Below are 13,631 nucleotides of genomic sequence, written 5' to 3' on the forward strand. Positions count from 1 at the left end.
GCTATTACTATGTTTTATACTACCTATATACACGGCAACCCCCTGTATAGTTTTCTATTTACGTCATTAAATTTTAAGAGGCAGGCGCCCGTCTTTTACAGCACAAATCCAATGCTAACATGCAGCACATACTGTAAAGGTAAACCATGCAGAACAAAGCAGCGCTCTTCTTTATCCTTCTGTTTGTATTTGCGTTAGCTAAAGTAAGCTCAAGTATACACTATGACCAAACAAGTACCCTTTACCGCATTTTTACTGGTGCTGATCGCCTTCTTATTCTGCCACCGGGCAGTGGCGCAGACCAACACCGTTTACACCAGCGACAACACCATCTTCCTTACCCTGGATGGCGTCAAGCAGCCCTTTCCTTTTGCGTCGAATGCGTTGCTGGTGAACTACAACAAGGCCACCCAAAAGCTGGAGTGCCGTCTAAACGTCAGCACCCTGTTACCTGTCGATCCTGCTCCTACCCCTGAAATGGCTTACGAAGTTTTATATGCCGCAAAGTACCCAGAGCTATACATGGAAATCGACCTGCCGGCCAACCAAATCAACAGCACCAACCTGGTCAACTCAGAACCGGTGCCGCGTGTTATCCGGATCACGCTACAGGGCGCTACCAACGAAACCGTAGTTCCAGTAGCATTTGTTCGTGACAAAGGAACTCTGGTATTCAGTACCAGCTTCGACCTGATGCTGGAAAATTTCCAGGCCACCATCCCGGTAAAGTATGTGCCGCTTCTGACCGGCCGTGTCCTGTTCACTATCCGTGGCGCCCGCTATACAAACTATGATGCCAGATAACATGTGCAGCCCTATAACGCTGCACATGTGCTGTTATGATACTGTTCCCAATAATTTTCCTGCTTTAGAGGTGATCCCTGCAAATAGAAAACCACAGCCTGGCAAAGCTCCTGAACACTTTGTGCAGAATGAAGTATAAGCAGCAAAACGGTACTAAAGTATAGCTTTAATAAGTCAAGTTCAATATGCAGTCTGCCAGCAAGCTAGTGTACCAACCTATATCTAAAGAGCAGCTGGCAGGTATAAAGTACAGTAAAGGTGATGGCATTATACTTCTCCATATCCGCTATCGCTAGGCAGTCTATTAATTTAATCTAGCTTTCTGCTTTTTGAAGGACCAATTACACAGTTCTTACACAGTGTTGCTAATCTAACTAGCTCCTAGCTCTTGCCAAGCGTAGTACAACCTTAATGCTTTACTGATCAAATTGTTGAATGAAGTATATGAAGTTACACTTGATGCTGCGAGATAATAATCAGCTACTGGCATCCAGGCGTTAGTAGCGGCTTAGACAAATTGCTGCGCCATACTGCTGCTAATTGCTTTGCTAAACCCTAATCGCCTGCAATCCTATCCCGGCTCTCTTTATGCTGCAGACCAGCTTTCGGGCATAGGAAGCAGCTTGCGCAATTCCTTAATAGAGCTTTCCCATTCCGCTACTATCACTGCAATAGCTTTCAGCTGTGACAGCAATAGCGTATGATCGCTGCCCTAATTGCAGTTGGTAGTATGGCCTTTATCCTGTTATCAAAGGCCACTTTGGCTAAAGTATAATTGCCGGCATTTTGCAAGTTATTCAGTTAAGTTATACTTCAATTGCAACAAGTATACTGGTTGATTATCAATCAAAACATAACATACTACAAAAACTTACAGCCGCAAGTGCTGTAGCTCCTAGTGTAAGAATCATTCATTTGCCTCTCCGCTACAATTCGCCCCGAGTTTAAGCAGGCAAGTATAAACAGCTGGAACTGCTGCTTGTCTAAGACTTCCAGTGCCCTCCTTACAGCAGGTGCTGCTGCAAAGCAGTTTCTCTGCTTTTGCGGTGATTTAATGGCGCAAGTGTACGGGCGGTTTCCTATTTTTACAGACGCATCAACAACTCACTTATGGCATTAGCAAAAGACCCGGCTCAGGAAATTCAGGAGCTGACGGACAAGATAAATTACCTGAACTACCAATACTACCAGAACAGTATTTCCGAAATACCCGACTTTGAATTTGATATGCTGTTGAAGCGGCTGCAGGAACTGGAGGAGCAATACCCGGAGCTGCGCCAGCCCACCTCCCCTACCCTGCGCGTGGGGGGCACCATAACCAAAAACTTTGGCACCGTGTACCACAAGTGGCCCATGTTATCGTTGAGCAACACCTACTCAGAGCAGGAGCTGCGGGAGTTCGATAACCGGGTGCAGAAAGCGATCGGCCATCCGGTAGAGTATGTATGTGAACAGAAATTTGATGGAGTCGCCATAAGCCTTACGTACGAAAACGGGCTGTTTGTGCAGGGGGCTACCCGTGGCGATGGTACCCGCGGCGACAACATTACAGCTAACGTGCGTACCATTCGTGATGTGCCTTTGCAGGTACATGGACAAGACTTCCCGGACGTATTTGAAGTGCGGGGCGAAGTATACATGCCGCTGCCTGTTTTTGAGCAGCTGAATGCCGAGCGCGAGGAGATCGGGGAGCAACTGCTGGCGAATCCACGCAACGCTACCTCCGGCACCCTGAAGCAGCAGGATTCTGCCATAGTGGCCAGCCGTAAGCTGGGATGCTTCTCCTACAGCTTTCACTGCGCTACAAGCCCTTTCGAATCTCATTCGGAAAGCCTGCAGGCCATTCAGAAGTGGGGTTTAAAGGTATCCGATACCTGGCGTAAATGCCAATCTATAGAAGAGGTGCTTGCTTATGTGAATGAATGGGAGGCGCGACGCTTTGAGCTGCCCATTGCGACCGATGGGGTAGTGGTGAAAGTAAACAGCTATGCGCTGCAGGAAGAACTGGGCTATACGTCTAAAAGCCCGCGCTGGGCTATTGCCTACAAGTATGCCGCTATGAGTGCCGCAACATTGCTGCAGGGCATTCAGTACCAGGTGGGGCGCACGGGTGCCGTTACTCCAGTGGCATTGTTGGAGCCGGTGCTGCTGGCCGGAACAGTGGTAAAGCGGGCCTCAGTGCACAACGCCAACGAAATTCAACGGCTGGACCTGCGCCTCGGCGACACGGTGTTTGTGGAGAAAGGCGGTGAGATCATCCCGAAGATCACGGGGGTAGATTTCAGCAAACGCCCGGCTGACAGCGAACCAATCCTATACCCTGTCGATTGCCCTGCCTGCGGTACGCCGCTGGTGCGCTCAGAAGGCGAGGCGAACTTTTACTGCCCGAATGATGAAGGTTGCCCGCCGCAGATAAAAGCGAAGCTGGAGCACTTCATCTCCCGCAAGGCCATGAACATCGACGGCCTGGGACCGGAAACAATTGAACAGCTGTATGCCACCGGCCTGGTGCAAAACGCTGCCGACCTTTACGACCTGACCTTTGAGCAACTGGCGAACCTGGAACGGATGGGCGAGAAATCAGCTAACAACATTCTGACAAGCCTGGAGAAGTCGAAGAATACGCGCTATGATCGGGTACTGTTTGCCCTGGGCATACGCTTTGTTGGCAGCACCGTAGCCAAAAAGCTGGCCGAGCAGCTGCCAGACCTCGAAGCACTGCGAAGTGCCACGTACGAAGAGCTCATCGCCATCAACGAGATTGGCGACCGCATTGCCAATTCCATTATCGCCTTTTTCAGTGATGCCGATAACGTACTGCTGGTGGAGCGTCTCAAAGCTGCCGGCCTGCACTTCAAATCTGATACTACAGGTCCGGAGATAGCCAGTGATAAGCTTGCCGGCCAAACATTTGTGATCTCTGGTGTGTTTGAGAGTATCAGCCGCGAAGAATTGCAGCAGCTGATCGTGAGCCACGGGGGCAAAGTGGTGAGCTCCATTTCGGCTAAGCTCAATTACCTGGTTGCAGGTGATAAAATGGGACCTGCCAAATTGGAAAAAGCAGCCAAGCTCGGCACAACTATTCTGTCCGAAAGCCAGTTTCTGGAAATGATCCGGTAGGATCGGCTATTTTATACTTCCCTTAAACTAGATGGGGCCAGCTGCAACTGGCCCCACTCTGACAAACAACTAATCTATTTTACTTACCCTTTTCTTATTCTCCTGGCGGGGCAGCGCTGCTGGCAGGCACCCCATCCTGCGGTACTGTACAAAGGGAAACAATAAAGCCGTTATTAAAAAAGAAATTATACCAATGCCGCTAAACAATAGATAAACAATCTTTTAGCGCCGAAAATATCTTTATCTGTTAATTTTAGGAGTTTGTCGCCAGAATGAGCGGTTTGGTATAGGTATAGCCCTGCAAAGGCACCGGAACATGTAAAATACACCGGTTGCGCACTTGCATGGCACCTTTCATATCTAATGTTTTCTCTTATTTTTGGAAAAGAATACAGGTTATTGCAGCCCTGCAGGGCTTTGCCCACTTATGGCGTAGCTCTGTTACCGGAGAGATCATCTAATAATTTAAGCTTATAAACCAAAGGCTGCTAACGGAAACGTCTGCCGCCTACACGAACAGATGTCGTCCTTACCAAACACCACTATGCGCATTGCCTTACCGCAGGTAACCATGAAAAAACGCTACCAAATAGCTCTTCATATAATTGTATGGCTGCTGTTTGGTGCCTGGGTTTTTTACTTTCTGCAATCCAACCGCCACCTGACGCCGGCGAAGGTGCTGGATGTAGCCATGGGGCTGCTGTTTCATGCGTCCATCTTCTACTTCAACTGGTTTGTGCTCATTCCCCGGTTTCTGGCGCGCAATCACTTACTGCTCTACATAGCGGCTGTGCTGACCACTTTGCTCGGCTTTGCCATCGTACGCTCGCCGCTCGACTACTACGTTTTCAGGGAGTTTAACCCCAATATGCAGGCACTATTTACCGTAGAGCGGCTGGTACAGTATGCCATGGCCGGCCTGGTGAATGTTTTCCTGAGCTCAGCCATTAAAGTAACTGGCAACTATATCCGGAATGAGCGGCGCAACAAGGAGCTGGAAACGCAGAAGTTGGCAGCAGAACTGGCATTCCTGAAATCACAGGTTAACCCGCACTTCCTGTTTAACACGCTTAACAACATTTACTCGCTTGCCTACAAGCAGCACCCCGAAACACCGGATGCCATTATGAAGCTCTCCCTGCTGATGCGCTACATGCTCTATGAGAGCAACGATGTGCTGGTAAGTCTGCAGAAAGAGGTCGACCACATCAATAACTTTATAGACCTGCAGAAATTGCGCCTGCGCGAGCAAACAAGTATACGCTTCGATATTCAGGGCGACCTGGCCGACAAACAGATTGCCCCGATGCTGCTGATGACGTTGGTGGAAAATGCGTTTAAGCATGGGCTTGTGAGTAAAAACGAGATCGGAATTATACTTACCCTGGTGGTAGATGACAGGAAGTTGCTCTTCAGCACCGTCAATAACTCGAGCACCCATAAAAAGCGGGAGTTTGGGGGCATTGGTCTCGAAAACCTCCAGCGCCGCCTCAACCTTGTTTATCCCGGCCGCCATACCTTTACACTAGAAGAAAAAGAAAATACCTTTTACGCGAATCTCAAATTATACTTTCAACCCAACTACAAGTAAAACTATGACCATTCGATGCATTGCCGTAGATGATGAGCCCCTGGCGCTTGATATTATAGAAAGCTATGTCAGCAAACTTCCGTACCTGCAACTGGTAAAAACCTGCTCTAGTGCCACGGAGGCCATGCAGGTTTTACAGGAAGGGCCTATAGACCTCATGTTTCTGGATATTGAGATGCCGGAGCTGACAGGCATTCAGTTCCTAAACATACTCAAGCACCAGCCGCTCATTATTTTCACTACCGCTTACCCCGACTATGCGCTGGAAGGTTTTAATCAGGATGCCGTAGATTACCTGCTTAAGCCCATTCCTTTCGATCGCTTTCTGAAGGCCGTAAACAAAGCACAGGAACGAATGCAGCGCAACGGCAAAACGACAGATGCAGCTCCCGTTGCTACATTGACAGCGCCGGAGCACGACTTTATGTTTGTGAAAGCCGATTACAAAACCGTCCGCATCGACTTTAAGGATATACTCTGGATCGAGGGTCTGAAAGATTACATCATCATTCAGACAAAAGACCAGAAAATTATTACGTTGCTTTCAATGAACAAAATGATGGAGAAACTGCCCGACACCAAGTTCCTGCGCGTGCACCGCTCCTTTATTGTGTCGCTGCAGAAGATCGATAGCATTGAGAAAAGCCGCATCCGCATCGGCAGCAAAGAAATCCCGATCGGGGAAGTATACAAAGAAGCTTTCCTGAAGTGGGTGGAGGAAAATAATATACTGTAATTTAGAGCATACCAGGAGTAGCAGGCGCCGTTTCATACTAGCAGAAATGGGCGCTCAGCACTGAAATTTGTTGATATACGGTGCTGCCTGTTTTCAGGCAAATCACCTCGGCTGCTCCAATGCCGGAGGGCAGGACACGAATAAAGTATAAAACCTATCGGGCTGGCACTTGCAGATAACACGGCAGAATCAGAACTTCGTGGCTTATAACACATCGTTGATGAGTAAAGACAAATTAAGAGGAACTGGCGTGGCACTGGTTACGCCTTTTACCCAAAAGCTGGAAGTGGATTTTGATGCACTGCCAAATCTGGTGGATTTTGTGCTTGCCGGCGGCGTGGACTACCTGGTGATTAACGGTACAACCGCAGAATCTGTGACAACGACTGCCGACGAAAAAGCAGCAGTGTTGCGCCAGGTGAAGCAGCAGGTAAACGGTCGTGTGCCGTTGGTTTACGGCTTAGGCGGCAATAATACCCAACAACTGCTGGACTCCATCGCAGCCACCGACTTCAACGACATCGCCGCCCTTCTATCGGTGAGCCCATACTATAACAAACCCTCGCAGGAGGGCATTTACCAGCACTATGTGGCCGTGGCGGATGCCTCGCCGGTGCCGGTTATCCTTTACAATGTGCCGGGCCGCACTGGCAGCAACGTGAGTGCTGCAACAACGCTCCGGCTGGCGGCGCACAAGAATATCATCGGCACAAAAGAAGCCTCCGGTAACCTGGAACAATGCATGCAAATTGCCCGCCATAAGCCATCCGATTTTATGCTGATCAGCGGCGACGACATGCTGGCGGTACCCATGGCGACCTTTGGGGCCACCGGCGCTATATCGGTGCTGGCTAATGCCTTTCCGGAGAAATTCGCTACCATGGTGCGGCAGGCTCTGAACGGCCATTACAAAGAAGCTGGGGAGTTGCTGCTGAGCTTTGTAGATATTAACCCACTGCTGTATGAAGAGGGCAACCCGGTAGGCCTGAAGGTAGTGCTGGAGCACCTGGGGCTTTGCCAGGCAGCAGTGCGCCTACCCTTGGCAAGTGCCTCTGAAAACCTGAAAAAGAGGCTTCTGCAACTACTCTGATATTGTTGTGATCTGCCGCAAAAGCATGCTAATTTCCTGCGGCGGCGGCCGGCGGTAGTATACGCCGCCCGGTTTTTTAGCAGTTCGTGGGACTTACAAAAACGAACACTATAGAAATATTATTATCCATGGCTATTGTTTTCAAGGCAATAACGCTTTTCCTTTGCGGCCATGAATACAGATGGTGTTGCCTTGCGGAAGCGAATTGTGGTGCTGCTGGCCTTACTGCTCTGCGGTATTTTAGCCGTTGTTGCCCCCTTATCTGCACCAGCAACAGCTTTGCCGGTTACTGGCCAGCAGGAGTTTACCCCTTCTGCTATACCCCTGCCTTTTACCTTGTTATGGGCTGAAGAAACAACTGCACCTGCTAAGGGATACCGCAAATCAGATAAAAAGCTGTTAGCCCTAGTATCCAGCAGGTTGCAAACACAAGTTTCTCCGCTGCTACTCCCCCGTTTGCCATTCGCTCGCAATTTTACTTTAACCCCGGCCAGCCGCCATTCTATCCTAACTCAAGGACCTTAAGGGCACTGTTTACTACCTTCTACTGTTCTGCCCACCTTGCCTATACTTATACTTCGCCCGTTAGGCAAAACATTATCTTTTCCTGATATTTTACCATAACTATACTTTATGATGGAGCTTATTCAGCAGTTGATAGACTTTGTGCTACATATTGACAAGCACCTGGTAGAACTGACACAACAATATCATGGCTGGATATACCTGATCCTGTTCCTGATCATTTTTTGCGAAACAGGCCTGGTGGTACTTCCTTTCCTGCCCGGCGATTCGCTGCTCTTTGCGCTGGGTGCCCTCTCCGCCCTGCCAGAATCAGGGCTTAACTTCCCACTGATTCTGGCGCTGCTAAGTGCGGCAGCCATTCTGGGTGATTCGTTCAATTACCTGACCGGGCGCATGCTGGGCGAAAAAGTCTATGAACGGAATTACTGGTTCCTGAAGCGCGCGTACCTGGATGAGGCGCAGCTATTTTATGAAAAGTATGGCGTCCGCACCATAGTATATGCCCGCTTCGTGCCGATTGTGCGCACCTTTGCCCCTTTTGTGGCGGGCATCGGTAAAATGCATTACCAGCGCTTTATTGTTTACAACGTCATCGGCGGACTGGCCTGGGTGCTGCTGTTTAGCTTCGCAGGGCACTTTCTGGGCAATATTCCGGTAGTGAAAGCGAACTTTTCGCTGCTGGTGCTCGGCATTATTGCCGTGTCGCTGGTGCCCCCCATCGTAACGTTGCTCAAACGGAAGTTTCAAACCAAAAAAGAACAAGTATAAGCGCATCCGGAAATAAACTTTACTACTAGTATAAGTTGTTTGGATACAGAATTTTTTATCAATCAAATAAATTAATGAGTCTGACGCATAAAGCCAACGCAGTAACCACTGCCGGCTTACTGATTTCCCTTGGTATCATTTACGGTGATATTGGCACCTCGCCGCTTTACGTAATGAAAGCCATCATCGGGGATAACCCGATCTCACAAATACTGGTTTACGGCGGCATTTCCTGCGTTTTCTGGACCCTTACCCTCCAAACCACCATCAAGTATGTGCTGCTTACGCTGCAAGCCGATAACAACGGGGAAGGTGGTATTTTTTCACTGTATACCCTGATCCGGCGGCGCGCTGCCTGGCTGATCGTTCCGGCCATGATTGGGGGTAGTGCCCTGCTGGCCGATGGTATCATCACCCCTCCTATCTCTGTTTCCTCAGCGATTGAAGGACTCCGCATACTTTATCCAAGTATTCCAACGGTGCCAATTGTGCTGGCTATCATCACTGGTCTGTTTGTAATGCAGCGTTTCGGATCTGAGTTTGTGGGGAAGGCTTTCGGGCCGATCATGTTTCTATGGTTCACGATGCTGGGATCGCTGGGCGCGGTGTCGGTGGTGGATCATCCGGAGATTCTGAAGGCGCTGAGCCCCTGGTATGCGTACGACATGCTGGCGCACTACCCGAATGGTTTCTGGCTGTTGGGGGCTGTTTTCCTTTGTACTACGGGTGCCGAGGCTTTATACTCTGACCTGGGCCACTGCGGCCGCCCGAATATCCGCCTCAGCTGGATGTTTGTTAAAACCTGCCTCCTGCTCAATTATTTGGGCCAGGGTGCCTGGCTGATGACACACAATGGCAACCAGCTGCACGAGAATCCTTTTTATGGTATTATGCCGGGCTGGTTTGTACTCATTGGCGTAGGCATCGCCACCATCGCTGCTATTATTGCGAGCCAGGCGCTCATTAGCGGCTCTTTTACACTCATCAGCGAGGCCATACGCCTGAACTTATGGCCGAAGGTAAAGCTGGTATACCCGACCAACCTGAAAGGGCAGCTGTACGTGCCCAGCGTAAATTGGCTGCTATGGCTGGGTTGTGTGGGCGTGGTGCTATACTTCCGCGAGTCCGAAAAGATGGAAGCGGCTTATGGCCTGGCGATCACAATGGCCATGCTGTCTACGACCATCCTCATGAGCTACTACCTGTCTGTTAAAATCAGGTCCAAGCTGTTGGTGCCCTTGTTTCTGTTGTTATACATGAGCATTGAGCTGGCTTTCCTGGTCGCTAACCTCAACAAATTTCCGCATGGGGGCTGGGTATCGCTGATGATCGGGCTGATGCTGCTCACTGTGATGTACATCTGGCTGAATGCGCAGCAGATCAAGCGCCGGCTGACCGAGTATGTGCGCCTGAAGCCTTACCTGCCGGCCCTGGAAGAGCTGAGCGCCGACGACACGATCCCGAAATACTCGACGCACCTGGTGTTTATGACCAGTGCCTCGAACCCGAATGAGATCGAGTCTAAAGTGATCTACTCCATCTTTCAGAAACGGCCCAAACGCGCTGACATTTACTGGTTTGTACACGTAGAGACGACCGATGAGCCATATACCCTCGATTACCAGGTGCGCAAGCTCGACAAGGACGATGTGATCCGAATCGATTTCCGGCTGGGCTTCCGGGTAGAGCAGCGCATCAACCTGTTTTTTCGCAAGGTGGTAGAAGAGCTGGTAGAGAACGGCGAAGTGGACATTACCAGCCGTTACCTCTCGCTCAACCGGCAGCATCTTATTGGTGATTTCCGGTTTGTTGTTCTCGAAAAATTCTTATCTTACGAGAATGATTTACCTTTTAAAGAACGCCTGATCATGGAGTGGTACTTCAATATCAAGCAATTTACCAGTTCTGAAAGCAAGTGGTTTGGACTGGACAGCAGCTCTGTAAAAGTGGAGAAGGTGCCGCTGGTAATTACGCCTGCTCAATTGCCGCAGCTTAAGCGGATAATGGTTTAATTTTTGCCAGCTGCAGGTATGGCCCTCTCCAGACATAAACTCCAAACGCAGTTCTCTGCACGCCGTATTCTATTGCCTATGCTGCTTGGCTTGGGCGTAATAGGCTACATGCTATACCGCAACTATGAGCCAGGTCAGGTGCAAACCTTCCTGAATGCCAATATCACGTGGGTCTCCATTGCACTGGCTGTGTTGTTTATCCGCGACGTGGGGTACATTTACCGCATCCGCCATATTACCGATAAAGCCCTAAGCTGGCGCAGAAGCTTTCAAGTGATTATGCTGTGGGAGTTTGCCTCCTGTGCCCTGCCGTCCGTGGTAGGTGGCTCTACGATAGCTGCTTATATTTTATTTAAAGAGAAAATTCCGCTGGGCCGCTCCATTGCGCAGGTAATGGTAACGGCCATGCTGGACAATTTATACTTTGTAGTGGCCGTGCCGCTGGTGCTGCTATTTACGCGTGGCCAGCTGCTCCCCGAAATGGTGAGCCTAAACCCGGCGCTGCGCGAGACCCTCGGTATTGCCTTCTTCATCAGTTACCTGCTGATTGCGCTCTATGCCTGCCTCATGTTCTATGCGCTGTTCATCAACCCGAAGGCAGTAAAACAAGTGTTGCTGCGCCTGGGCCGCAAACGGCTGCTGCGGCGCTGGAGCCAGGCGTTCTTCCGCCACGCCAATGAACTGCTGATCGCCTCCAAGCACCTGCGCCATAAAACCACTGGCTACTGGGTGCGGGCCAGCGTTTCCACTATCTTCGTCTGGACTGCCCGCTATATTATCATCGGGTGTTTGATCGCAGCATTTACGCACCTCAGCCTCCACGACCACCTGGTTATCTTCTCCCGCAACCTGATTTACAAGATCGTACTGTTCGTATCGGTTACGCCAGGATCTGCCGGCATTGCAGAAATTGCTTTCCCAGCGTTTTTTGGCGTTTTTTTAGGTGGATTTACAACGATTGTTGTGTTACTTTACCGTTTACTAACCTATTATTTATATTTGCTGATCGGAGCCATCATCTTTCCGCGGTGGGCAGCGCGTGTGTTCAGGCATAGCGAAGCCGAACCGGAGCGGGTTCCGATCTATAGAGAAGCACCTATTCCAACCAAACCGATGGCTGTATAAACAGCTTTGCCCATGAATGAACTGCTCAAAAACATTCGCCGCCGAAAAAACTCAACGGCGTTGCTTTCTGACTACAAAAATGATGGCGAGATTGCCGGCACCGACCTCGTACGTACCCTACAACTAAAAGACCTTGTTGCTTTTGGCATTGCCGCCATCATTGGCGCGGGTATTTTCAGCACCATTGGCAATGCCAGTGCCGCCGGCGGCCCTGGCGTTTCGCTTCTTTTCATCTTCACAGCCATTGCCTGCGGTTTTTCGGCTTTGTGCTATGCGCAGTTTGCCTCATCTATACCTGTGTCGGGCAGCGCTTATACGTATGCGTATGCCTCCTTCGGCGAACTGGTTGCCTGGATCATTGGCTGGGATTTGCTAATGGAGTATGCGATCGGCAACATTGCCGTGGCTATCTCTTGGTCTGACTACTTTACGGCGGTGCTCAACGGCGTGGGCCTGGGTATTCCAAAGTTCCTGTCAATGGATTATCTGAGCGCTTCGCGCGGTTACCAGGAGGCCCTGGTGCAACTTGCTCAGGGAAAGGCCCTCACCTCTTTACCATTCAACATTCAGGAAGGATACCTGGCCTGGCAAAACGCTCCTGCTATAGGCAACTTCAAATTTATAGCTGATGTGCCGGCCTTGGGCATTACGGTGCTTATCACCTACCTCGTGTATGTCGGGGTAAAGGAGTCGAAGCGCACGGCCAACCTGCTGGTGCTGCTCAAGCTGATCGTGATCCTGATCGTGATTTCGGTGGGCGCTTTTTACGTCAACCCAGAAAATTGGAGTCCTTTTGCTCCTAATGGCGTCAGCGGCATCCTGAAAGGTGTGTCAGCGGTGTTCTTTGCCTACATCGGCTTTGATGCCATCTCCACTACGGCAGAAGAGTGTGAGAACCCGCAGCGCGACCTGCCTCGGGCCATGATCATTGCGCTTATACTTTGTACGTTCCTGTATGTGATCCTGGCGCTGGTGCTCACCGGCATGGTGCCGTATAACGAACTGGCCGTGGGCGACCCGCTCTCGTTTGTGTTCTCTAAAGTGAACCTGGATGTGATAGCAGGCATTGTAGCCGTAAGTGCTATTGTGGCTATGGCCAGCGTGCTGCTGGTGTTTCAGTATGGGCAACCGCGCATCTGGATGAGTATGAGCCGCGACGGCCTGTTGCCAAAAGTCTTCTCCCGCATCCACCCCAAGTATAAAACGCCTTCCTTTGCCACCATCGTTACAGGCTTTGTTGTGGCTATTCCGGCACTGTTCATGAACCTGACCGAAGTAACTGACCTGACAAGTATAGGCACCCTTTTCGCGTTTGTTCTGGTATGTGGCGGGGTGCTGATTCAGGAAGACTATAACGAAGTGCCGGAAGGAAAAAAGATCTTCCGGGTGCCTTACATCAATGGCAAATACATTCTGCCGCTTCTGATGCTGCTCGGGCTGGTAATACTGTTCATGTATAACGGCGAGGGTATAAACCGCTTCTTCAGCGCCACGAACGGCACCGAAGGTGGCTGGGACGTGCTAAAGCATAAAATGCCCCTGATCGGCTTTCTGCTTGTTACAGCCGTGATCACGGTGCTTACCTTTACGCGTAACTTCTCGCTGATTCCGGTGCTGGGTCTGCTCACAAACTTGTACCTGATGACGGAACTGGGCATCACCAACTGGAGCCGCTTCCTGATCTGGCTTATACTAGGCCTGATCATCTACTTCTTCTATGGGTATAAAAACAGTAAACTGGCAAGCAAAACGAAGACAATTAAAGCCGGCTAGTTAATCCAACCTGCTGCGCTGCATGGCAGGTATGCCAGATTTTTTTTACAAAGCCACCGCAAGCGGTGGCTTTTGTCTTTTAGAAAG

General features: G+C 50.1%; 9 protein-coding genes. All 9 read left to right on the forward strand.

Annotation, left to right across the window (positions count from 1 at the left end):
* The first annotated feature begins 222 nt into the window (after positions 1 to 222).
* The 9 genes from ABDW72_RS13615 to ABDW72_RS13655 all read left to right on the forward strand — a co-directional run bounded on the left by ABDW72_RS13615 (position 223) and on the right by ABDW72_RS13655 (position 13,544).
* Positions 223 to 804, forward strand: a complete 582-nt coding sequence (locus ABDW72_RS13615) for a hypothetical protein (protein ID WP_347159123.1) — start codon at positions 223 to 225, stop codon at positions 802 to 804.
* A gap of 1,110 nt (positions 805 to 1,914) precedes the next feature.
* Positions 1,915 to 3,924 (forward strand): NAD-dependent DNA ligase LigA, encoded by a 2,010-nt coding sequence (gene ligA / locus ABDW72_RS13620; protein ID WP_347159124.1) that lies wholly within the window; start codon positions 1,915 to 1,917, stop codon positions 3,922 to 3,924.
* Positions 3,925 to 4,468: 544 nt separating this feature from the next.
* A complete protein-coding gene (locus tag ABDW72_RS13625; protein WP_347159125.1) occupies positions 4,469 to 5,515 on the forward strand; it encodes a sensor histidine kinase in 1,047 nt (348 codons plus the stop codon).
* Positions 5,516 to 5,519: 4 nt separating this feature from the next.
* Positions 5,520 to 6,251: a LytR/AlgR family response regulator transcription factor gene (locus tag ABDW72_RS13630; RefSeq protein WP_347159126.1), complete on the forward strand. Its 732-nt coding sequence runs from the start codon at positions 5,520 to 5,522 to the stop codon at positions 6,249 to 6,251.
* Between the two features lie 220 nt (positions 6,252 to 6,471).
* Entirely contained in the window at positions 6,472 to 7,341 is an 870-nt protein-coding gene (gene dapA, locus ABDW72_RS13635) for a 4-hydroxy-tetrahydrodipicolinate synthase (protein WP_347159127.1), read from the forward strand.
* Positions 7,342 to 7,974: 633 nt separating this feature from the next.
* Entirely contained in the window at positions 7,975 to 8,634 is a 660-nt protein-coding gene (locus ABDW72_RS13640; protein WP_347159128.1) for a DedA family protein, read from the forward strand.
* Positions 8,635 to 8,708: 74 nt separating this feature from the next.
* A complete protein-coding gene (locus ABDW72_RS13645; protein WP_347159129.1) occupies positions 8,709 to 10,646 on the forward strand; it encodes a KUP/HAK/KT family potassium transporter in 1,938 nt (645 codons plus the stop codon).
* 18 nt (positions 10,647 to 10,664) lie between these two features.
* Positions 10,665 to 11,771 carry a lysylphosphatidylglycerol synthase transmembrane domain-containing protein gene (locus ABDW72_RS13650; RefSeq protein ID WP_347159130.1) on the forward strand — a complete coding sequence of 369 codons (1,107 nt, stop codon included), beginning with the start codon at positions 10,665 to 10,667 and terminating at the stop codon, positions 11,769 to 11,771.
* A gap of 12 nt (positions 11,772 to 11,783) precedes the next feature.
* On the forward strand, positions 11,784 to 13,544 hold the full coding sequence (locus ABDW72_RS13655; protein WP_347159131.1) for an amino acid permease: 1,761 nt from the start codon (positions 11,784 to 11,786) through the stop codon (positions 13,542 to 13,544).
* Positions 13,545 to 13,631: the final 87 nt, after the last annotated feature.

The organism is Pontibacter chitinilyticus, assembly GCF_039748935.1.
Classification (GTDB): Bacteria; Bacteroidota; Bacteroidia; order Cytophagales; family Hymenobacteraceae; genus Pontibacter; species Pontibacter chitinilyticus.

What these genes read in the sequence shown, in the direction of transcription:
- ABDW72_RS13615 (WP_347159123.1), top strand. Translation starts at nt 223, where the DNA reads ATGACCAAACAAGTACCCTTTACCGCATTTTTACTGGTGCTGATCGCC.
- ligA (WP_347159124.1), top strand. Translation starts at nt 1,915, where the DNA reads ATGGCATTAGCAAAAGACCCGGCTCAGGAAATTCAGGAGCTGACGGAC.
- ABDW72_RS13625 (WP_347159125.1), top strand. Translation starts at nt 4,469, where the DNA reads ATGCGCATTGCCTTACCGCAGGTAACCATGAAAAAACGCTACCAAATA.
- ABDW72_RS13630 (WP_347159126.1), top strand. Translation starts at nt 5,520, where the DNA reads ATGACCATTCGATGCATTGCCGTAGATGATGAGCCCCTGGCGCTTGAT.
- dapA (WP_347159127.1), top strand. Translation starts at nt 6,472, where the DNA reads ATGAGTAAAGACAAATTAAGAGGAACTGGCGTGGCACTGGTTACGCCT.
- ABDW72_RS13640 (WP_347159128.1), top strand. Translation starts at nt 7,975, where the DNA reads ATGATGGAGCTTATTCAGCAGTTGATAGACTTTGTGCTACATATTGAC.
- ABDW72_RS13645 (WP_347159129.1), top strand. Translation starts at nt 8,709, where the DNA reads ATGAGTCTGACGCATAAAGCCAACGCAGTAACCACTGCCGGCTTACTG.
- ABDW72_RS13650 (WP_347159130.1), top strand. Translation starts at nt 10,665, where the DNA reads ATGGCCCTCTCCAGACATAAACTCCAAACGCAGTTCTCTGCACGCCGT.
- ABDW72_RS13655 (WP_347159131.1), top strand. Translation starts at nt 11,784, where the DNA reads ATGAATGAACTGCTCAAAAACATTCGCCGCCGAAAAAACTCAACGGCG.